Here is a 21406-nt window from a genome sequence, read left to right as displayed (position 1 = left end):
CATGGGTATCGATCTTCCGCTGATCTGGGCCGTGATCATCATCTTCGGCATCATGATGTACGTGGTCATGGACGGCTTCGACCTGGGCATCGGCATTCTCTTCCCGTTCGTGCCCGGCAAGACCGATCGCGACGTGATGATGAACACCGTCGCCCCTGTGTGGGACGGCAACGAAACCTGGCTGGTGCTGGGTGGCGCGGCGTTGTTCGGCGCCTTCCCGCTGGCCTATTCGGTGGTGTTGTCGGCGCTGTACCTGCCGCTGATCTTCATGCTCATGGGCCTGATCTTTCGCGGTGTGGCCTTCGAGTTCCGCTTCAAGGCCAAGGATGAAAAACGTCACCTGTGGGACAAGGCATTCATCGGTGGTTCGATCGCGGCGACGTTCTTTCAGGGCGTGGCGCTGGGAGCGTTCATCGATGGTCTGCCGGTGGTCAATCGCCAGTTCGCTGGAGGTTCACTGGACTGGCTGACACCGTTCACGCTGTTTTGCGGCGCGGCGCTGGTAGTGGCTTATGCCTTGCTCGGTTGCACCTGGCTGATCATGAAAACCGAAGGCAAATTGCAGGAGCAGATGCATGACCTGGCGCGGCCGTTGGCGTTCGTCCTGCTGGCAGTGATCGGTATCGTCAGCCTGTGGACACCCCTGTCGCATCCGGAAATCGCCTCACGCTGGTTCAGCATGCCGAATCTGTTCTGGTTCATGCCGGTGCCGATTCTGGTGCTGGTCACCTTGTACGGCCTGATCCGCGCGGTGGCACGTAACGCCAACTACACGCCGTTCCTGCTGACCCTGGTGCTGATCTTCCTCGGCTACAGTGGCTTGGGCATCAGCCTGTGGCCGAACATCGTGCCGCCGTCGATCTCGATCTGGGACGCCGCCGCGCCGCCGCAAAGTCAGGGCTTCATGCTGGTCGGCACGCTGTTCATCATTCCGTTCATCCTGGGTTATACCTTCTGGAGCTACTACGTGTTCCGCGGCAAGGTCACCCACGAAGATGGTTATCACTAATCCAATTGCTGGGCTTGCCCTGTGGGAGCGAGCCTGCTCGCGAAGGCGTCCGCAGTGACGCCTTGGCTTAACGGAGATCGATGCAATGACCTGCAAACATTCCCTGCACGACATTGAAGAAGCCGAAAAAAAGCCGCTGTGGCAGCGGCTCGGCTGGTTGGCCCTGATCTGGGTTGGCAGTGTCGGCGTGTTGTTCATCGCCGCCAGCCTGATGCGCATGTTCATGAATGCCGCGGGTTTGACCACCCACTGAAATATCCCGTCCCGGCGCCTTCGGGTATGGACTTGCGACCCTCCTCACGGAGGGTTTTTTTATGCCGCAGATTTATTTGCGCGCTTTGAGGATGACGAATTTCGGCGTGGCCGCCACTTGCTCGACGCCACGAAACAAGCGCGCCAGTTTGCTGTGATAGCCCAGATGCCGATTGCCGACAATGTACAGCGCACCGCCGACCACCAGCGCCTCGCGCGCCTGCTGGAACATGCGCCAGGCGAGGAAATCGCCGACCACCTGTTGCTGATGGAACGGTGGGTTGCACAGCACCACGTCCAGCGACTGCGGCGCCTGCCCGGCCAGACCATCGCCAGCGCGCACGATCACTTCGCGATCGCCCAATGCCGCGCGCCAGTTCTCGGCAGCCGATTGCACCGCCATGAACGATTCGTCGACCAGCGTGTAATGCGCATCCGGGTTCTGCAAGGCGCCGGCGATTGCCAGAACACCGTTGCCGCAACCGAGATCGGCGACTCGCGCGTGGCCAAGGTTCTTTGGCAGATGCGGCAGAAACGCGCGAGTGCCGATGTCGAGGCCTTCGCGGCAGAACACGTTGGCGTGGTTGAGCAATTCGATCGCTGGTTCGTCGAGACGATAACGAGTCGGATAGGGCGATGTGGCGGGCGCTTTGCTTTCAGGCGTGGCGATCAGCAGTCGGGCTTTCTTCACGGCCAGCGACGCCTGCACCGGGCCAATGTAGCGCTCGAGCAGATCGCCGGCAGCGCGCGGCAGATGCTTGACCATGGCGGCGGCGATCACTTGCGCGCCCGGAGCGAGTTGCCCTTGCAGGCGGATCAACTGCTCCTCCAACAGCGCCAGGGTTTTAGGGACGCGGATCAGCACCCGGTCAAACGGCCCGACCAAGGGCTCACTGGCCGGAATCGGACGAATCGCATCGAACGCCTGGCCATTGCGTAGCAGATTCTTTTCCAGCCCGACGAAACCGAGGAACGAGTCGCCGCTGCTGCTCACCTCGACCTTGCCCTGCAGGCTGATCGCCAAGGCGCCAAAGCTGTCATTGAGCACCAGCACGCGGGTGCTGCTCTGAGGTTGTTCGCTGGCGAGATGATTGAGCAGGTATTCGTCCGCCGCATCGAACGCTTGCAGCGGTTCATTCTGCTGTTCAGGCTGGCGGATCAGGTCGAGCTGGGCGAAAGGCGTTTCGAGCAAGGGCATGGGGCGGGGACTCAGGATATTCGGCAGATATCCCGTTGCCGGCAGATGGTGCGACGGGATCCGACCGAGTGGACTGCGATGCAAGCAGGTTGCGTCATCACTCGGAAAGGCCTGAATGGTACGTTTTTTTGCGCGTAAATACTCGCAGGATTACCGTGCGATATCGCTCGTCAGTCAGATAATCCCGGCACGAGCGGCGGCAATCACCGCGGAAATCTTGTTGCAGACGTTGAATTTTTCGATGACGTTTTGCACATGATAGTTAACGGTGCGTTCGCTCAGGCTGAGGATTCTCGAAATATCGTGAGCGGTCTTGCCCATGGCGGACAATTTCATGATCTCCAGCTCCCGGGACGATAGCCTCGGCTTGCTGGGTTTGGCCGGTGTGGGCACGGTGCGGGCATACAGGTCACTGAAGTGTCGGTTGGCAAAAAACAGATAACCGTAATGCTCATACAGTTCGAGCGGGCTGATCGGGCAGTGGGTGCGCGCCAGACTGATGATGCTGCACAAACCGCTGGTTTCGTCATGAAAGGCCTGCGACCAGCCATGCTGCAGCCCATTCTGTTTCAACGCCTGCCACAACTCGGGTGCATCGTTGAAGACTCTTTCTTCCCAGACGATGGGTAATATTGAGTGATTGCAATGCGCTATTACCGGATCAATATTGCGGAAGTTCTCTTTGTTGTACTGAATGTTCCATTCTTTCGGATAGTTATTGATTTGCAAGGCATTCAGATGGACATCACGATGAGGGGACGTCACTGCTATTGCACAGTAGTTAAAGCCCAGATTCTCGGCAAATCTCAGCAGTATCGGGTATGCCGCTTCAATGCCTTTGGCAAATGTCAGTTGTTTCAATTGTGATTCCTTCCACGTTTCCATGAACTTTGCCTCTGTATCTTGATATCGGGGTGCGGAATGGATCCAAAAGATCCGGCACGAATCGAAGTGTAGGATCTTTCCTGCGAAACGCCTTACATTTTTTCGAGATTGAAACTTTGATGTTTTTTATAAAGTGTTCTTAGCAATACGCGCTGTTATATTTTAACTGCCATCTTAAAGTTATTACTCTAGATCTAAAATTGACATCACATCAAATGTGCAGCGCTGATTCTGTCAATATCATTACCGTTGGCAGGTGTTTGGCAGCGCGGTTTTGCGGGACACTGTAGGCAATCGTTTCAAGGAGTGCCTCATGACTGCCAGTGCCGAGAAGTACACCACCCAGACCTTGCTCGATGTGCAACCGTTGACGGCGAACCTGTTCACGCTGCGCACCAGCCGCGACCCAGGCTTTCGCTTTCGTGCCGGCCAGTTCGCCCGACTGGGCGTCACCAAGGCCGATGGGAGCACGGTCTGGCGCGCCTATTCGATGGTGTCGTCGCCGTTCGACGAGTTTCTCGAGTTCTTTTCCATCGTCGTGCCGGGCGGCGAATTCACCAGTGAGCTGAGCCGGCTCCAGGTCGGCGACAGCTTGATGGTAGAACGCCAGGCGTTCGGCTACCTGACGCTGGATCGCTTTGTCGATGGCCGAGACCTGTGGTTACTGTCCACCGGCACCGGGGTGGCACCGTTTCTGTCGATCCTGCAGGACTTCGAGGTCTGGGAGAAATTCGAGCGAATCATTCTGGTTTACAGCGTGCGGGAGGCGCGGGAGCTGGCTTATCAGGAGTTGATCGCCGGGTTGGCGCAACGGGACTATCTGAGCGAATACGCCCACAAGCTGCAATTCATCCCCACTGTGACCCGCGAAGCGCATCCAGGCGCGCTGCGGGGCCGGATTACTACGCTGATTGAAAACGGCGAGCTGGAACGTGCGGCGGGCGTTGAGCTCTCGCCAGAGCATTCGCGTGTGATGTTGTGCGGCAACCCGCAGATGATCGACGACACCCGCGCCTTGCTCAAGCAGCGCGACATGCGCCTGAGCCTGACGCGCAAGCCGGGGCAGGTTGCGGTGGAAAATTACTGGTAACGAAAACGGCACCCGCGGGTGCCGTTTTGATGACTACCGAATGCCTCAGGGCCGCTCGTTCTGCGCCTTGAGCAGGTCGCGAATTTCGCCCAGCAGTTGCTCTTCCTTGCTCGGGATCGGCGGTGCGGTCGGTGCTACGGCTTCTTCGCGCTTGAGGCGGTTGATGGCTTTGACACCCATGAAAATCGCGAAAGCGACAATCACGAAATCCAGCACCGTCTGCAGGAATTTGCCGTAAGCCAGCACCACTGCGGGCGCATCGCCCTGGGCGGCTTTGAGCGTGACAGCCAGATCACTGAAGTCCACTCCACCGATCAACAGGCCAATCGGCGGCATGATCACGTCGCCGACAAACGACGAAACGATTTTGCCAAACGCCGCGCCGATGATGATACCGACGGCCATGTCGACCACATTGCCTTTGACCGCGAAGGCCTTGAACTCGCTAAGCACGCCCATAGTTATTTCCTTGTTACAGATGAGTTTGGTGTTGGCAGTGTAAATCAGCGAAACGCCTCCTGCGCGAAACACCTTCTTACAATGCCCGTTTTTATCGACACATCGATTGACGATTAGTTTGCAAATTGCCAGCAATCGCGCGCGGAATACGCGCTAACCCGCTGACGGGAAAGCCAATTTCTTCAATCATGGTGTTACGTTCTTTCTATTTATGTTCCTCGGCGGGGGCCTCTAGCCTTGCTGTGGCGCACCTGGATGCGCTCAATAAAACCAGAGGAACCTGATATGACATCCACTCCTGGACTGGGGGCTTTTCCCTTCCGCCGCACCTTCGGCGTACTGACTGCCGGGCTGCTGACCTTTTCGGTCAACGCCGCTCCGCTGACCCGCGATAACGGCTCGGCAGTCGGTGACAATCAGAACTCGCAAACTGCCGGCGCCAACGGCCCGGTGCTGCTGCAGGATGTGCAACTGATCCAGAAGCTGCAGCGCTTCGATCGTGAACGCATCCCCGAGCGCGTCGTACACGCACGCGGCACCGGCGCTCACGGCACCTTCACCGTGACCGATGACCTCAGCGACCTGAGCAAGGCCAAGGTGTTCGCCGCAGGCCAGAGCACGCCGGTATTCGTGCGTTTCTCGGCGGTGGTGCATGGCAACCATTCCCCGGAAACCCTGCGTGACCCGCGGGGTTTCGCCACCAAGTTCTACACTGCTGACGGCAATTGGGATCTGGTCGGCAACAATTTCCCGACCTTCTTCATCCGCGATGCGATCAAATTCCCGGACATGGTGCACGCCTTCAAGCCCGATCCGCGCACCAACCTCGATGACGATTCGCGCCGGTTCGATTTCTTCTCCCATGTACCGGAAGCCACCCGCACGCTGACCGAGTTGTATTCCAACTACGGCACTCCGGCCAGTTACCGGGAGATGGATGGCAATGGTGTTCATGCCTATAAGCTGATCAATGCCAAGAATGAAGTTCACTACGTGAAGTTTCACTGGAAGAGTCTTCAAGGCATCAAGAATCTCACGCCAAAACAAGTCAGCGAAGTTCAGGGTCAGGATTACAGTCATATGACCAACGACTTGGTGAGTAATATCAACAAGGGCAACTTTCCGAAGTGGGACTTGTACGTGCAGGTTCTCAAGCCACAGGATTTGTCCAAGTTTGATTTCGATCCACTGGATGCAACCAAGATCTGGCCGGGTATTGCCGAGCGCAAAGTTGGACAAATGGTCCTGAACCGTAATCCGGCCAATGTCTTCCAGGAAACCGAACAAGTTGCCATGGCTCCAGCCAACGTAGTTCCGGGTATCGAACCTTCGGAAGACCGCTTGTTGCAGGGCCGAGTGTTCTCTTATGCCGATACGCAGATGTATCGCCTCGGCGCCAACGCTTTGCAATTGCCGATCAACGCACCGAAAACCGCAGTGAACAATGGCAATCAGGATGGTGCGATGAATTTCGGCGCCAGCCAGTCCGGCGTCAACTACCAGCCAAGCCGCCTGCAACCGCGTGAAGAAACGCCAGCGGCGCGTTACAGCCAGTCGGCGCTGGCGGGCAGCACGCAGCAGGCGAAGATCCAGCGTGAGCAGAACTTCAAGCAGGCCGGTGATCTGTATCGCTCGTACAGCAAGCAGGAACGCCGCGACCTGATCGACAGCTTCGGCGGCTCGCTGGCCACCACCGATGACGAGAGCAAGCACATCATCCTGTCCTTCCTGTACAAGGCCGACCCTGAGTACGGCAGCGGTGTGACTGAAGTGGCCAAGGGCGACCTCAGCCGCGTGAAAGCACTGGCGGCGAAACTGACCGACTGATAGCGATGCGGCGCACGCGAGGGCCAGTCTCGCCTCGCGTGCGTTGAAGGAGAGAGCCTGATGCGTATTTTTCTTTTGTGCCTGGCCGGGTGCCTGTCGCTTACTGCGTGGGCAACCCCGGTCGAGCAGAGCCCCGAGGCGATCAAGGCGCAGTTGCAGGATTACTACTTCGACGCCGCCCGCCGGGGTGATGTGCCGATGCTCGAGACCTTTATCGAGTCTGGCTATTCCCTCGATACCCGCGACAGCAAGGGTTACACCGCGCTGATCCTGGCGGCCTATCACGGTCAGGCGCCGGCGGTTGAGCGCCTGCTCGCCGCTGGCGCAGATGCCTGTGCCCAGGACCAGCGGGGCAACACGGCGCTGATGGGCGCGATATTCAAAGGCGAGCTGCAGATCGCCCGGCGACTGATGGCCAGCGATTGCAGCCCCGACCAGCGTAACGGCGCCGGGCAGACAGCGGCGATGTACGCCGGGCTGTTCAAGCGTCTGGAATTGCTTGATGCGTTGAAAGCCAAGGGCGCCGACCTCAATGCCGAGGATCCGCTGGGCAACAGCGCCGCACGTCTGGCCAGCGGCGAAATCCGTACCGCTGCGCCGCGCTGATCGGCGGTGGCTGCGTTATCATCGCGTCTTTTGTTCCGGGGGTTCTGATGGCCAAGGCCAAGCGCATGTACGGCTGCACCGAGTGCGGCGCAACCTTTCCCAAGTGGGCCGGGCAGTGCGGCGAGTGCGGTGCCTGGAACACCCTGACCGAAACCATGATCGAAAGCGGCGGCGCCACGGCACCCACCGGGCGCACCGGTTGGGCTGGCCAGCAGGCGCAGATCAAGACGCTCGCCGAAGTCAGCATCGAAGAGATTCCACGTTTTTCCACCGCCTCCGGTGAGCTCGACCGCGTGCTCGGCGGTGGTCTGGTCGATGGCTCGGTGGTGCTGATCGGCGGTGATCCGGGGATCGGCAAATCGACCATTCTGTTGCAAACCCTGTGCAATCTGGCCAAAAGCATGCCGGCGCTGTACGTCACTGGTGAGGAATCCCAGCAGCAGGTGGCGATGCGCGCCCGCCGTCTCGGCCTGCCGCAGGATCAACTGCGGGTGATGACCGAAACCTGCATCGAAACCATCATCGCCACCGCTCGCCAGGAAAAGCCCAAGGTGATGGTGATCGACTCGATCCAGACTATTTTCACCGAACAACTGCAATCGGCCCCGGGCGGCGTGTCGCAGGTGCGCGAAAGTGCGGCGTTGCTGGTGCGTTACGCCAAGCAGAGCGGCACGGCGATCTTCCTCGTCGGCCACGTCACCAAAGAGGGCGCCTTGGCCGGTCCGCGTGTGCTGGAACACATGGTCGATACCGTGCTGTATTTCGAAGGTGAATCCGATGGTCGTCTGCGTCTGCTGCGTGCGGTGAAGAACCGTTTTGGCGCGGTCAACGAATTGGGCGTGTTCGGCATGACCGACAAGGGCCTGAAAGAAGTCTCCAACCCATCGGCGATTTTTCTCACCCGCGCTCAGGAAGAAGTCCCGGGCAGTGTGGTCATGGCGACGTGGGAAGGCACCCGGCCGATGCTGGTGGAAGTGCAGGCGCTGGTCGATGACAGCCATCTGGCCAACCCGCGTCGGGTGACGCTGGGGCTGGATCAGAACCGTCTGGCGATGTTGCTTGCGGTGCTGCACCGCCACGGCGGGATTCCGACCCACGATCAGGACGTGTTCCTCAACGTGGTCGGTGGCGTGAAGGTGCTGGAGACAGCGTCGGATTTGGCGTTGATGGCGGCGGTGATGTCGAGTTTGCGCAATCGGCCGTTACCGCATGATCTGCTGGTGTTCGGCGAAGTCGGCCTGTCTGGCGAAGTGCGCCCGGTGCCGAGCGGGCAGGAGCGGCTGAAAGAAGCGGCCAAGCACGGTTTCAAACGCGCCATCGTGCCGAAGGGTAATGCTCCGAAGGAATCGCCTCCCGGCTTGCAGATCATCGCCGTGACGCGTCTGGAACAGGCCCTCGACGCACTCTTCGAGTAACCACAATCCCCTGTGTAGGAGCTGCCGAAGGCTGCGATCTTTTGATCTTGAAACAAAATCAAAAGATCGCAGCCTTCGGCAGCTCCTACAGGGGGCAAGTCAGATTTCGATCAGCGCACCCAGTTCGCGTTCCAGCTCGGCCTCATCCGCCAGATTCAGTTCGATCAACCGGCGCAGGCGCTGGATCGATTCCAGGCTGATGTGCCGGCAGATGAACCCCAAGTGGCCGTTTTCCTCGTGGGCCAGATGCACGTCCATTTCTATATCGACGTCTTCGCTCAGATGAATGTCGACTAGGAAGTCCTGCTCTTTATCCCCGAGCCACGGCTCCGGTCGCTCGATCAGCAGGCCCTTGAGAGACAGGTCGATCAGTTTGACCGGCCAGATGTACTCGCCCTGTTTCAGCTCGGTTCGGGCATCGAACGCAATACGTTTGAAACGACGTCGATTGGCGGGGTGCTCGCTCATGGCGCAATCCTCATGAAGGTTCGCTGACTATAGACCGCGAATGCGGGCGCCAGCCAATCGCTCAAGCGTCTAGACCTATGTCGGGGTATGGCCTTTGGCGCCGTAAGCGCTAAACTCGGGGTGGCTGTCTTTCTTGTCCACCCTGGCTGGAATAATAAAATGAAAAATAATAATAGCCTGCTGCGCCACTTACCCTGGCTCGTGCTGGCAATCGTAGGAGCGTGCGCCCTGGGCGTAGTGGCATTGCGCCGCGGCGAGGCGATCAACGCCTTGTGGATTGTGGTCGCTGCCGTGGCCATTTATCTGGTTGCGTACCGTTACTACAGTCTGTTCATCGCCAACAACGTGATGCAACTGGATCCGCGTCGGGCCACCCCCGCCGTGCTCAACAACGATGGTCTGGACTACGTGCCGACCAACAAACACATTCTTTTCGGTCACCACTTCGCGGCCATCGCTGGCGCGGGGCCGCTGGTCGGTCCGGTGCTGGCGGCGCAGATGGGGTATCTGCCCGGCACACTCTGGCTGATTGCCGGTGTGGTGCTGGCGGGCGCGGTGCAGGACTTCATGGTCCTGTTCATGTCGACCCGACGCAACGGCCGTTCCCTGGGCGACATGGTGCGTGAAGAGATGGGCCGGATTCCCGGGACCATCGCACTGTTCGGCTGCTTCCTGATCATGATCATCATCCTCGCGGTGCTGGCGCTGATCGTGGTCAAGGCCCTCGCCGAGAGCCCGTGGGGCATCTTCACCGTGATGGCGACCATCCCGATCGCGATGTTCATGGGCATCTACATGCGCTACATCCGCCCGGGCCGCATCGGCGAGATCTCCGTGGTCGGTGTGTTGCTGCTGCTCGGCTCGATCTGGCTGGGCGGGCAGATTGCTGCCGATCCGGTATGGGCCAAAGCCTTCACCTTCACCGGTGTGCAGATTACCTGGATGCTGGTCGGTTACGGTTTTGTCGCCGCGTCGCTGCCGGTCTGGCTGATTCTGGCGCCGCGTGACTATCTGTCGACCTTCCTCAAGATCGGCACCATCGTCGCCCTGGCGATCGGTATTCTGGTGACCATGCCCGAGCTGAAAATGCCGGCGCTGACCCAGTTCGTCGACGGCACCGGGCCGGTATGGAAGGGCGGTCTGTTCCCGTTCCTGTTCATCACCATCGCTTGCGGCGCGGTATCGGGTTTCCACGCGCTGATCTCGTCGGGCACCACGCCGAAGCTTTTGGATAACGAAACCAACGCCCGCTACATCGGTTACGGCGGCATGCTGATGGAATCGTTCGTGGCGATCATGGCCATGGTTGCCGCTTCGGTGATCGAGCCAGGCGTGTACTTCGCCATGAACAGCCCGGCCGCCGTGGTCGGCAGTGATGCCGCGTCAGTGGCGCAAATGGTCACCAGCTGGGGCTTCGCGATCACGCCGGAAGCGCTGCAAGCCGTGGCCCACGACATCGGTGAAACCACCATTCTGGCCCGTGCTGGCGGTGCGCCGACCCTGGCGGTCGGTATCGCGCAGATCCTGCACAGTGTCCTGCCGGGTGAAAACACCATGGCGTTCTGGTACCACTTCGCGATCCTGTTCGAAGCGCTGTTCATCCTCACCGCTGTGGACGCCGGTACCCGTGCCGGGCGTTTCATGCTGCAGGATCTGCTCGGCTCCTTCGTGCCGGCGCTGAAGCGCACCGAATCGTGGACCGCCAACCTGATCGCCACCGCCGGTTGTGTGGCGATGTGGGGCTGGTTGCTGTATCAGGGCGTGATCGATCCACTGGGCGGCATCAACACCCTGTGGCCATTGTTCGGCATCTCCAACCAGATGCTCGCCGGTATCGCGCTGATGCTCGGCACCGTGGTCCTGATCAAGATGAAGCGCCAGCGCTACATCTGGGTCACCCTGTTGCCGGCCACCTGGCTGTTGATCTGCACCACCACTGCTGGCTTCATCAAGCTGTTCGACGCCAACCCGGCGATCGGCTTCCTGTCCCTGGCCAAGAAGTACAGCGATGCGCTGGCCAACGGTCAGGTGCTGGCGCCGGCGAAAAGCGTCGAGCAGATGCAGCACGTGATCTTCAACGCCTACACCAACGCCACACTCACCGCGCTGTTCCTGTTCGTGGTGTTCAGCATCCTGTTCTATGCGCTCAAGGTCGGCATCGCCGCCTGGGGCAAGAAAGAGCGTACGGATAAAGAATCGCCATTCCAGGCCCTGCCGGATGCGTAACCAGAGGATTGCAGCATGTTCAATGACCTGAGTCGCCTCGGTAAATACCTCGGTCAGGCCGCGCGCCTGATGGTCGGCATGCCCGACTACGACACCTACGTCGAGCATATGCAAACCAAACACCCGGACAAACCGGTGATGAGCTACGAGATGTTCTTCCGCGAACGTCAGGAAGCCCGTTACGGTGGCAAGGGTGGGCCGAAGTGCTGTTGAGCTGACAGCCTGCGGTTGAGGTAATCCCCTGTGGGAGCGAGCCTGCTCGCGAATACGGAGTGTCAGTTGATGAAGGATTTGACTGACACACCGCTTTCGCGAGCAGGCTCGCTCCCACATTTGTTTTTGTATTCTTTTCAGGAGATCGGGTTTTGTCTTCTCCCATTCCGGTAACGGTCCTCAGCGGTTTCCTCGGCGCCGGCAAGACCACTTTGCTGCGTCATTTATTGAAAGCCGAGCACGGCCTGAAAATCGCCGTGATTGAAAACGAATTCAGCGACGCCGGCATCGACACCCAACTGCTGGGTGACGAGCCGGTGCAGGTCATGACCCTGGCCAACGGCTGCGTCTGCTGCACCATTCACACCGATCTGACCAAGGCGCTGTACTTGCTGCTCGAGCGCCTGGACAGCGGCGAAATTGCCTTCGATCGTCTGGTGATCGAGTGCACCGGTCTCGCCGATCCGGCACCGGTGGCGCAGACGTTCTTCATCGACGAAGAGCTGCGCGAGCGTTACCTGCTCGACGGCATCATCACCCTGGTCGACGCCGCTCACGCCGACGTGCACCTGACCCAGACCATTGCCCAGGCGCAGATCGGTTTCGCCGATCGCTTGCTGGTGAGCAAGACCGACCTGGTCGATGAGGCGACGTTCACCGCGCTGAGCGAACGCCTTACGCGAATCAACCGTCGCGCGCCGATCCGCGTGGTCGAGCATGGCAACATCGATCTGGCTGAACTGCTGGATGTGCGTGGTTTCAACCTCAATGCTGACCTGGGCGGCGGTTTGAGCTTGCGTCCGGTGAGCAAGGCGCCGTCGATCGATCGCATCTCCAGCCTGGTGCTGCGCACCGATCAGGCGCTGGATATCGATCAGCTCAGCGAATTCATGAACGAACTGCTGGAAGAACACGGCAGGCAATTGCTGCGCTACAAAGGCGTGCTGAATATTGCTGGCGAAGATCGGCGCCTGGTGTTTCAGGGTGTGCTGAAACTCTATGGTTTCGACTGGGACACTGAATGGGCCGAGGGCGAGGCGCGGGAGAGTGTGATCGTGTTTATCGCCGATGACTTGCCGGAAGAGAAGATTCGGGCGGGGTTTGCCAGGGTTGCAGCGCAACAAGCCTGATAATTTCAATAGCTCAACGGGCCTCTTCGCGAGCAGGCTCGCTCCCACAGTAGAACGCATTCTGTCAGAAGGAATGCAATCCACTGTGGGAGCGAGCCTGCTCGCGAAGGCGGTCTAACCGACAGCACAATGCTCAAGATCTGAACCCAGCAGTGTCTGCTCAAGATGATCCAGATGCCGATTCATCAGCCCCTCTGCCTTAGCAGCATCACCTCGCTCCACAACCTCAACCAACGCCAAATGCTCCTGCCACGCGCAACAGCTGCGCGTCGGGCACCGACTCCGCGCAATCGCCAACGACGTCAGCGGCACCAGACTGTGCAGAAAATGCGCCAACGGCACATTAGCCGCCATCCGCGCCAACTGCAGATGAAACTCCCCCGATAACCGAATCGCCGCCCCGCGCCGATCCTGCTCGACGGCGCGCTTCTCGCGCTCTATCAACGTGCGCAAGCATTTCAAATCGTCTGGCTGCGGACGCTGACACGCCAACCCCACCAACGTGTTCTCAGCCAACCGTCGCGCATGCAAAGTCTGCCGGATCAGCTCCCGATCAGGCGCAGCCACTCGTGGTCGATGATTGGCGCGCAATACCACGATCTGCTCATGGGACAACTGCGTCAGCACCCGTCGTACATCGGCGCGGCCGGCGCCGAACATCGCTTGCAGACTCTCCTCGGTGAACCGGCTGTCTTCATCGATACGCTGCTCGAGAATCGCGTCGAACAGTCGCGGATACAACTCCTCAACCGGCATGCGCAGGCGAGAGACGGGCAGGGCGGTCGAATCGGCATGCGAGGCTGAAGCAAAACTGTTCATGGCCGTTCTCCTGGCAAATCAGGTGGGCAGGTTGTCGTCCGGAATATTCAGCTCAACGCCCATGCGCTGGCCTTCGCGCAGAATGTGCCGACGCATTTCGGCGCTGGCCTGAGCGCTGTTCTTGCTGCGGATCGCGCGGACTACGGCTTCGTTTTCTTCCAGGCGTTCGGCCAGATGTTCCGGTGAATTGCGCAACACTTCGGCGCTTTGCTTGAGGGCATTGCTGGTCTGCTGCACCACGCTCTGGAAAATCGGGTTCGAGGTCAGCGTGAACAGTTCTTCGTGAAAGGCGATGTAGGCGCTGACCCCGGCTTCACTGTCACCGGCCTCGAGGGCTTCGCGCATGTCCATCAGGGTCAGGCGCAACTGGCCGACCTCCTTGCTGCTGATCGATTGCGCAACCAGCCCGACAATGAACGGCTCGAGGGTGTAGCGCAGTTGCAGCACATCTTCCAGGCTCGCCCCGGCGACTGCGCTGTCGTGGCTCTGGCTGTCGCTGAGTTGCGCATCGAGGACGACCACGCCTTTGCCCGGCATCGAGCGCACCAGGCCGAGTGTTTCCAGCACGATCACCGCTTCGCGCAGGCTCGGCCGGCTGATGCCCAGCTGTTCGGCCAGTTCACGCTGGCCCGGCAGCATGTCGCCGGAGCGCCACTGGCCTCGGGCCAACGCGGCGCGGAGTTTCTCCACCACTGAATTGACGACGGTTGAAGTTGTAATCACGTATTGGCTCCCTGCGCCGTGCCTGCGCATTGGCAGGCACGGCACTCATTCAGAATTCTTTGGCCGCCGCCGGAGCGACGGTTTTTCGCGGTTGAAAGTTATAGCCCTGTTCGCCGTTGAGCACCTTGTTCGCTCGCTGTACATCGATGTCCTTTTCCCAGCGGGCGATGGCCACGGTGGCGACGCAGTTGCCGATCAGATTGGTCAGCGCGCGGCCGATGCCCATGAACCAGTCCACGGCCAACACCAGCACCAGGCCGACCACGGGAATCGCCGGAATCGCCGTCAGCGTTGCCGCGAGAATCACCAGCGCCGAACCGGGAATGCCGTGGGCGCCTTTGGAGGTGATCAGCGAAACCAGCAGAATCGTCAGCAAATCGGTCATCGCCAGCGGTGTGCCGGTGGCATTGGCGATGAACACGATGGCCAGGGTCAGGTAGATCGAGAAGCCGTCGAGGTTGAACGAGTACCCGGTCGGGATCACCAGACCGACCGTCGAGCTGCCGATACCGAGGTGTTCGAGCTTGCGCATGATCTGCGGCAGCACGGCGTCGGAAGAGGCGGTGCCCATGACGATCAGCAGTTCTTCCCGCAGGTACTTGAGCAGCGGCCACATGCGCAGGCCGGAGACGCGCATCACCAGACCGAGGATCAGCGTGACGAAGGCGACGCAGGTCAGGTAGAACAGACCGACCAGACTGCCCAGGTGCTGCAACGAATCGAGGCCGTATTTGCTGGTGGTGAAGGCGATGGCGCCGAATACGCCGATCGGCGCCAGACGCACGATCATGCCCATGATGCGGAAGATCACGTGGCTGAGTTCGTTGATCAGCCGCGAAATCCCGGAAGCCGCTTCGCCAACCAGATTCAGTGCGCTGCCGAACAGCACCGAGAACAGCAGCACTTGCAAGATATTGTTGTCAGCGAAGGCACCGATCACCGAGGTCGGGATCAGGTCCATCAGAAATTGCGTGGTGGTGTGCATGTGCTGGCTGCGCTCGGCGAGGTCGCCCATGTCGGCGCTGGAGAGTTGCTCCAGATGAATGTTCGCGCCGCTGCCAATGCCGGTGCTGAAGGCGAACACCAGACCAATCACCAAGGCGATGGTGGTCAGCACTTCGAAGTAGATCACCGACTTCAGGCCGATGCGCCCGACCTTCTTCAGATCGCCCGCGCCGCTGATGCCGCTGACCACCACGCAGAATACGATCAGGCCGATGAGCATCTTGATCAATTTGATGAAGCCATCGCCGAGCGGTTTGAGCTGGGCGGAGTATTCAGGAAGGGTCAGCCCGCAGACGATGCCGAGCATCAGTCCGAGAACCACTTGAAGGAAGATTGAACGCGAGCACCATCTGAGCATGGGAGGAATCCTGGGTCGGTGTCCTGGCTGCCGCACGCGTTGCGCATCGGATGCAGGACTTAATTATTGTGGTCTTACCGGTATGTCCAGTGCAGGCGCAGTCTAGGCTTGGTTTTTTCCTGATTACAAGGGGAAAACATGAAATTGGCATGACCGGTCTGACCAGCGGCCAAAGCCGCGTAGGAGCTGCCGAAGGCTGCGATCTTTTGATCTTGTTTTTAAAATCCAGATCAAAAGATCGCAGCCTTCGGCAGTTCCTACAGGTGAATTGCAGGCGAAAAAAAACCGGCCAATCACTTGGCCGGTTTTTTCATGCTGCTGGTTTAACGTCGCGATTAAGCGCCGTACACCGGCAGTTTCTTGCAGATGGCTTTGACTTTCTCGCGAACGGCGTCGATCACCGCTTCGTTGTTCAGGTCAGCCAGGATGTCGCAGATCCAGCCGGCCAGCTCTTTGCACTCAGCCTCTTTGAAACCGCGAGTGGTCACAGCCGGAGTACCGAAGCGCAGGCCGGAAGTCACGAACGGCGAGCGTGGATCGTTCGGCACGGAGTTCTTGTTCACGGTGATGAACGCTTTGCCCAGAGCGGCGTCGGCGTCTTTGCCGGAGATGTCCTGCTTGATCAGCGACAGCAGGAACAGGTGGTTTTCAGTACCGCCCGATACCACGTCGAAACCGCGCGCGATGAACACTTCGGCCATGGCCTTGGCGTTCTTCACCACTTGTTGCTGGTAAGCCTTGAACTCAGGCTGCAGCGCTTCCTTGAAGCAGATCGCCTTGGCCGCGATCACGTGCTCCAGCGGGCCACCCTGGGCGCCCGGGAATACTGCGGAGTTGAGCTTCTTCTCGATCTCGGCGTTGGCACGGGCCAGGATCAGACCGCCACGTGGACCGCGCAGGGTCTTGTGCGTGGTGGTGGTCACGACGTCGGCGAACGGTACCGGGTTCGGGTAGACACCAGCGGCAACCAGACCGGCGACGTGAGCCATGTCGACGAACAGGTAGGCGCCAACCTTGTCAGCGATCTCGCGGAAGCGCGGGAAGTCGAGGATCTGCGAGTAGGCCGAGAAACCGGCAACGATCATTTTCGGCTTGTGCTCGACCGCCAGACGCTCGACTTCGTCGTAGTCGATCAGGCCGTTGGCATCGATACCGTATTGAACGGCGTTGTACAGCTTGCCCGAGGAGGAAACGCTGGCGCCGTGGGTCAGGTGACCGCCATGGGCCAGGCTCATGCCCAGAATGGTGTCGCCACCTTGCAGCAGAGCCAGGTAAACAGCGGCGTTGGCTTGGGAACCGGCGTGCGGCTGAACGTTGGCGTAATCGGCGCCGAACAGTTCCTTGGCACGGTCGATGGCCAGTTGCTCAACCACGTCCACGTATTCGCAACCACCGTAGTAACGCTTGCCCGGATAGCCTTCGGCGTACTTGTTGGTCAGGACCGAGCCTTGAGCTTCCATCACCGCTGGGCTGGTGTAGTTTTCCGAAGCGATCAGCTCAATGTGTTCTTCCTGACGCTGAGCTTCTTGCTCCATGGCGGCAAAAAGGTCGGCGTCGTACTTGGCAATAGTCAAATCACGGCTGAACATGGCGGTCCTCAAGGATCGGGGGGGCAGAAAAGGGGGGCATTCTAACCCAACCGCTTTTGGATGACATATGAAACGACGTCATGTCGCAGACAAGTGGCGTTCATGACAGATGTGCGGTGCTTTTGCCGGCCCCTTCGCGAGCAGGCTCGCTCCCACATTTGAGATGCATTCCCCTGCTGCAATGCATTCCCCTGTGGGAGCGAGCCTGCTCGCGAAGGGCGCGCCGCAGATGTTCAGTCGAACATGAACAGCGCATCGTTACAGAACTGCGCTTCAAACCGTCCCGCCGGCATCGGCCGGCCGAACAGATAGCCCTGCACCTCATCGCAACCATGCTCACGCAGGAAGTCCAGTTGCTCGTGGGTTTCCACGCCCTCGGCGATCACCGCCAGGTTCAGGCTGTGGGCCATGGCGATGATCGCCCGGGCGATCTGCGCGTCCTGTTCGCCGGACGGCAGGCCGTCGACGAAAGTACGGTCGATCTTCAGCACGTCGATCGGGAATTGCTTGAGGTAGTTGAGCGATGAATAACCGGTGCCGAAGTCATCGACTGCGATGCTCAGGCCGAGGTTCTTCAGCCCGGCAAGAATCTGCATCGCCTCGCTGACTTCGCGCATCAGGATGCTTTCGGTCAGTTCCAGCTCCAGACACGCCGGCGGCAGGCCGGTTTCGCGCAGGATCGTCGCGATTCGCGTGCCCAACTGGCCGTCGGAGAACTGCCGTGCGGAAATGTTCACCGACACCTTCGGCACCCGCACCCGTTGCTGGTGCCAGGTTTTCAGCTGTCGACAGGCCTCGCTGATGACCCAGTCGCCAACGTCCACCACCAGGCCGAGCTCTTCCAGCACCGGAATGAAATCCCCCGGCGGCACCAGCCCGCGACGTGGATGGCGCCAGCGCAGCAGCGCTTCGGCGCCGGTCAGGCGCTTGCCGTCGCCACTGAACTGCGGCTGGTAATACAGGACGAATTCGTTCTGCTCCAGCGCATGGCGCAGATCGCTTTCCAGTTCCAGACGCTCCAGCGCACTGGCGTTCATGTCGGCCTGATAGAACTGGAAGTTGTTCTTGCCGCGTTCCTTGGCGTGGTACATCGCCGTGTCGGCGTTCTTCATCAACTGGCTGAGTTCGTTGCCGTCCTGCGGACTCAGGGCGATGCCGATACTGGCGGTGACGAAGAACTCGCGGCCCTCGAGCACGAACGGCCGCACCAGGCTGGCGAGAATCTGCTCGGCGACATGAATCGCCCGGTTCAGCGCCAGTTCGCGATTGGAGCGATGCTGCAGCAGCAAGGTGAATTCGTCGCCGCCCATGCGCGCCACGGTGTCGTCGTCATCGACGCAGGCCAGCAGGCGCGTGGCCATGTCCTTGAGCATGCGGTCGCCGGCGGCGTGGCCGAGGGAGTCGTTGATCGGTTTGAAACGGTCGAGGTCGAGGAACATCAGCACCACCCACGACTTCTGCCGTTCGGCCGCTTGCAGCGCGGTGTGCAGACGATCCTGGAACAGCGTGCGGTTCGGCAAATGGGTGAGGGCATCGTAATAGGCGAGGCGGTGGATGCGCTGCTCGCTGGCCTTGCGCTCACTGATGTCGCTGAAGAAACACACGTAACTGGCCAGATCGCCCTCGTCGTCTAGCACGGCAGTAATGCCGACCCACGCCGGGTAATGCTCGCCGTTACGGCGCTTCATCCACACTTCGCCTTCCCAGGTGCTGTGCTCGTGCAACTGCTTGAGCACGTAGCGCAGGTGCGCATCCTGCTGCTCGTCGACGGTGAGCATGTTCGGCAACTGGTCGAGCACTTCGCCGACGCTGTAGCCGCTGACCCGACTGAACGCTTCGTTGGCCTGGACGATGTAGCCGGCCGGGTCGGTGATCAGGATTGCCGAAGTCGAGTGCTCGAATACCGTAGCGGCCATGCGCAGGTCTTTTTCGGCACGGCGCTGCTGGCTGATATCGCGGCCCACGCCGAGCACGCCTTCGAACGCGCCGTGCTCGTCCCACACCAGCACCAGGCGCAGTTCGATCGGAATCTTGCGGCCATCGGCACGCAGGCAATCGAAGAGGAACAGCTGCGTTTGCACCTGACTGCGCAGCAATGCCAGTTGCTCGGGCTTGTCCAGCGCCTTGCTGACGCGGTCCATCAGCACATGAATGCCATTCAGTTGCCCGGGATTGGCGATGATCGATTGCCAGCCGTTCTGGAAAATCCATTCGGCGTTGTAACCGAGCACCGCCTGCACCGACGGGCTGACGTAGTTCAGCGAGAGCTTGCTGTCGGTGGAGAAAATCACGTCGCTGATGCTTTCGGCGAGCATGCGGTAACGCTGCTCGCTGTCACGCAGCGATTCGCTGGCCTCGATCTGTTCGGTGATGTCCTTGGCCACGCCGATGATCCGCGTGACCTGATCATGCTTGTCCCGCGCCAGCGCCTGTTCACGGATGTCGAAGCGCCGCCACTTGCCGTCGCGATGGCGGAAGCGCAATTGGCATTGCAACAACTGGCTGTAACCGGCGTGACGCTGCAACTGCCGCGAGCGATGGTAATAGTCGGCGTCTTCCGGATGCAGAAGGATTTCCCAGAAGTATTCGCCCATCTGATGCAGTTCAGTGCGGTTGTACCCCAGGGTCTGGCCGAGGTGGTGGTTGCTGAAAATCATCCGCTGGCTGATCACGTCCTGCACATACAGATGATCCGGCACGGTGCGCACCACGTCCGACCAGAAGCCTTCGCGCTCCAGCAACGACAGCTCGATCAGCTTGCGGCTGGTGATGTCGTTGATGCTGAGGATCACCGCTTTATAGTCGTGCTGCTCGCTCGGCAGGCGCAGGACCATCCACAGGTGCTGGTCGCGACCGTTGCTGTTGGGCAGTTTGATTTCCAGTTCCAGCTGTTTCTGCTGCTGCAGGACGGCGTCGAGGATCTGCTGACCGATCGCGCACTGCGGATGGCGCTGGCCATCGATCAGCAGTTGCCAGGCATCGTCGCAGGAATGCACATCGAGCAGTTGCAGGGCGACCTGGTTGACTTCGGTGACGCGCATTTCCGCGAGCAACTGCTGGCGCTGCTGCGGTTGGTCGAGCCAGGCCTTGAGCTGGTCGCTGGTCTGGATCTGCGCCTTGTCGAACATCTGCTTGAGGCCGGACAGGTCAAGCACGCACAAGGCCACGCCGGTGCCTTCGAAAATATCCTGATAACGCCGCCGGCCTTCATGCACCTGGCGCTGGCGCCGACGCATGTTCAACAGTGCAATCACCGGCAACATCGAAAACGCCAGGCCGAGCAGGCATTTGCCGATGAACGCCGGCAGCAATTCTTCCAGTACGCGCTGGCGGTCGAACAGCCCGCGCAATTGCCAGTCGCTGCTGCTCAGCGGCACGGTCAGCACGGTGTTGGCGACATCGTCAGGCGTCAGCCCGCCAGCCTTGGCCGAGGGCAGCCCCGCTTCGCGGCTGATGATCTGGTGATTGAGGCGGTTTTCCACCAGCCACAACGGGCGCAGGGCGGTGGCGTCCTGTTTGGTCAGCGAGTCGAAGAAGGTTGGCGTCAGGCGCAAGGCCCAGTAACCGCGACTGCTGCCGCTGGCCTGATGCAACAGCAGGTGCACCACCGAGCCGTCATCGGCATTGCTGAAATAATGCGCCTGAGCGCGACTGCGACGCACCAGTTCGGTCAGGTAATCGGCGTCGGAACTGTCGGTGGCGCTGTCGCTGATGATGCGGCCGGAGGGAGAAAGCAGGGCCATGCTGCGCAGATCCGGCAGCGAACGCTGCAACTTGCGCAGGAGCATCTGCTGTTCGTCGGCGGTTTGCGGTTGTTCGACGATCGGTAGCAGATTGAGGGCGATTTGCGCATTCAGCGCCATGTTCAGGCTGACCTGAGCGGCGAGATCGGCGGTGTAATCGATGGTGTACTGGCGCTGGTTCTTCTGGGTTTCACGCAATTGATCGAGCAGTTGCCAGAACAGCAACGCGAGCAATAACAGCACGAGGGTGGCCAGCGCACCCTTCAATGTCCCGCGCAGGGGCGAGCCGGGCGCCGGTGGGGTGCTGCTCACAGAGGCTGGCGGAGTGACATTGGTCAAGCTGTGATCCTGCGATTTGGCTGGACTGGCGCGACGTGCACTATAAGCCGGA

General features: G+C 60.0%; 18 protein-coding genes. 9 read left to right on the top strand and 9 right to left on the bottom strand.

What is annotated here, in order from left to right; all coding sequences use genetic code 11:
• The first annotated feature begins 1 nt into the window (after window position 1).
• Complete coding sequence (cydB, locus tag AB4N41_RS04955; protein ID WP_016773089.1) at window positions 2–1009, top strand: cytochrome d ubiquinol oxidase subunit II; 1008 nt, start codon at window positions 2–4, stop codon at window positions 1007–1009.
• Window positions 1010–1094: 85 nt separating this feature from the next.
• Window positions 1095–1262, top strand: a complete 168-nt coding sequence (locus tag AB4N41_RS04950; protein ID WP_252876935.1) for a DUF2474 domain-containing protein — start codon at window positions 1095–1097, stop codon at window positions 1260–1262.
• A gap of 72 nt (window positions 1263–1334) precedes the next feature.
• Here AB4N41_RS04950 and AB4N41_RS04945 read toward each other — a convergent pair whose 3' ends face one another.
• Together AB4N41_RS04945 and AB4N41_RS04940 are read right to left on the bottom strand one after the other, a co-directional pair.
• A complete protein-coding gene (locus AB4N41_RS04945; protein WP_252876934.1) occupies window positions 1335–2459 on the bottom strand; it encodes a methyltransferase in 1125 nt (374 codons plus the stop codon).
• Between the two features lie 174 nt (window positions 2460–2633).
• The gene (locus tag AB4N41_RS04940; RefSeq protein ID WP_041477771.1) at window positions 2634–3344 is read right to left on the bottom strand and encodes an autoinducer binding domain-containing protein; all 711 of its coding nucleotides are present in this window, start codon (window positions 3342–3344) and stop codon (window positions 2634–2636) included.
• A gap of 313 nt (window positions 3345–3657) precedes the next feature.
• Here AB4N41_RS04940 and AB4N41_RS04935 point away from each other — a divergent pair, with 313 nt between their 5' ends.
• On the top strand, window positions 3658–4434 hold the full coding sequence (locus tag AB4N41_RS04935) for a ferredoxin--NADP reductase (RefSeq protein WP_041477773.1): 777 nt from the start codon (window positions 3658–3660) through the stop codon (window positions 4432–4434).
• Window positions 4435–4479: 45 nt separating this feature from the next.
• Here the strand turns inward: AB4N41_RS04935 and mscL are convergent, their stop codons facing one another.
• The gene (gene mscL / locus AB4N41_RS04930; RefSeq protein ID WP_024014404.1) at window positions 4480–4893 is read right to left on the bottom strand and encodes a large-conductance mechanosensitive channel protein MscL; all 414 of its coding nucleotides are present in this window, start codon (window positions 4891–4893) and stop codon (window positions 4480–4482) included.
• 285 nt (window positions 4894–5178) lie between these two features.
• Between mscL and katB the strand changes: the two genes are divergently transcribed.
• The 3 genes from katB to radA are packed head-to-tail and all read left to right on the top strand — an operon-like array spanning window position 5179 to window position 8741.
• Complete coding sequence (gene katB, locus AB4N41_RS04925; protein ID WP_252876933.1) at window positions 5179–6720, top strand: catalase KatB; 1542 nt, start codon at window positions 5179–5181, stop codon at window positions 6718–6720.
• A gap of 60 nt (window positions 6721–6780) precedes the next feature.
• Window positions 6781–7326 carry an ankyrin repeat domain-containing protein gene (locus AB4N41_RS04920; RefSeq protein ID WP_460138355.1) on the top strand — a complete coding sequence of 182 codons (546 nt, stop codon included), beginning with the start codon at window positions 6781–6783 and terminating at the stop codon, window positions 7324–7326.
• 47 nt (window positions 7327–7373) lie between these two features.
• Window positions 7374–8741, top strand: a complete 1368-nt coding sequence (gene radA, locus AB4N41_RS04915; protein WP_007909773.1) for a DNA repair protein RadA — start codon at window positions 7374–7376, stop codon at window positions 8739–8741.
• 99 nt (window positions 8742–8840) lie between these two features.
• Here the strand turns inward: radA and AB4N41_RS04910 are convergent, their stop codons facing one another.
• Window positions 8841–9209, bottom strand: coding sequence for a PilZ domain-containing protein (locus tag AB4N41_RS04910; protein ID WP_041477779.1), 369 nt, complete (start codon window positions 9207–9209; stop codon window positions 8841–8843).
• A 159-nt stretch (window positions 9210–9368) separates the two neighbouring features.
• Between AB4N41_RS04910 and AB4N41_RS04905 the strand changes: the two genes are divergently transcribed.
• The 3 genes from AB4N41_RS04905 to yjiA all read left to right on the top strand — a co-directional run bounded on the left by AB4N41_RS04905 (window position 9369) and on the right by yjiA (window position 12778).
• Window positions 9369–11435 (top strand): carbon starvation CstA family protein, encoded by a 2067-nt coding sequence (locus AB4N41_RS04905; RefSeq protein ID WP_041477781.1) that lies wholly within the window; start codon window positions 9369–9371, stop codon window positions 11433–11435.
• Between the two features lie 15 nt (window positions 11436–11450).
• On the top strand, window positions 11451–11648 hold the full coding sequence (locus AB4N41_RS04900) for a YbdD/YjiX family protein (RefSeq protein WP_003228401.1): 198 nt from the start codon (window positions 11451–11453) through the stop codon (window positions 11646–11648).
• Between the two features lie 152 nt (window positions 11649–11800).
• On the top strand, window positions 11801–12778 hold the full coding sequence (gene yjiA / locus AB4N41_RS04895; RefSeq protein WP_252876931.1) for a GTPase: 978 nt from the start codon (window positions 11801–11803) through the stop codon (window positions 12776–12778).
• 114 nt (window positions 12779–12892) lie between these two features.
• On the opposite strand, the gene AB4N41_RS04890 is transcribed toward yjiA, so the two are convergent.
• The 5 genes from AB4N41_RS04890 to morA form a co-directional block, all read right to left on the bottom strand.
• On the bottom strand, window positions 12893–13597 hold the full coding sequence (locus tag AB4N41_RS04890; protein WP_252876930.1) for a GntR family transcriptional regulator: 705 nt from the start codon (window positions 13595–13597) through the stop codon (window positions 12893–12895).
• Window positions 13598–13615: 18 nt separating this feature from the next.
• Window positions 13616–14320 carry a FadR/GntR family transcriptional regulator gene (locus tag AB4N41_RS04885; protein WP_016773102.1) on the bottom strand — a complete coding sequence of 235 codons (705 nt, stop codon included), beginning with the start codon at window positions 14318–14320 and terminating at the stop codon, window positions 13616–13618.
• A 49-nt stretch (window positions 14321–14369) separates the two neighbouring features.
• The gene (locus AB4N41_RS04880) at window positions 14370–15683 is read right to left on the bottom strand and encodes a C4-dicarboxylate transporter DctA (RefSeq protein ID WP_095181858.1); all 1314 of its coding nucleotides are present in this window, start codon (window positions 15681–15683) and stop codon (window positions 14370–14372) included.
• Window positions 15684–16018: 335 nt separating this feature from the next.
• Window positions 16019–17272 (bottom strand): serine hydroxymethyltransferase, encoded by a 1254-nt coding sequence (glyA, locus tag AB4N41_RS04875; RefSeq protein ID WP_016773106.1) that lies wholly within the window; start codon window positions 17270–17272, stop codon window positions 16019–16021.
• A 233-nt stretch (window positions 17273–17505) separates the two neighbouring features.
• On the bottom strand, window positions 17506–21354 hold the full coding sequence (morA, locus tag AB4N41_RS04870; protein ID WP_041477787.1) for a cyclic di-GMP receptor MorA: 3849 nt from the start codon (window positions 21352–21354) through the stop codon (window positions 17506–17508).
• Window positions 21355–21406 lie beyond the last annotated feature (52 nt).

This window comes from Pseudomonas sp. S2_A10 (assembly GCF_054668465.1).
The sequence above is the reverse complement of the archived record's forward strand: the minus strand, read 5'-3'. Positions and strand labels throughout refer to the sequence as shown.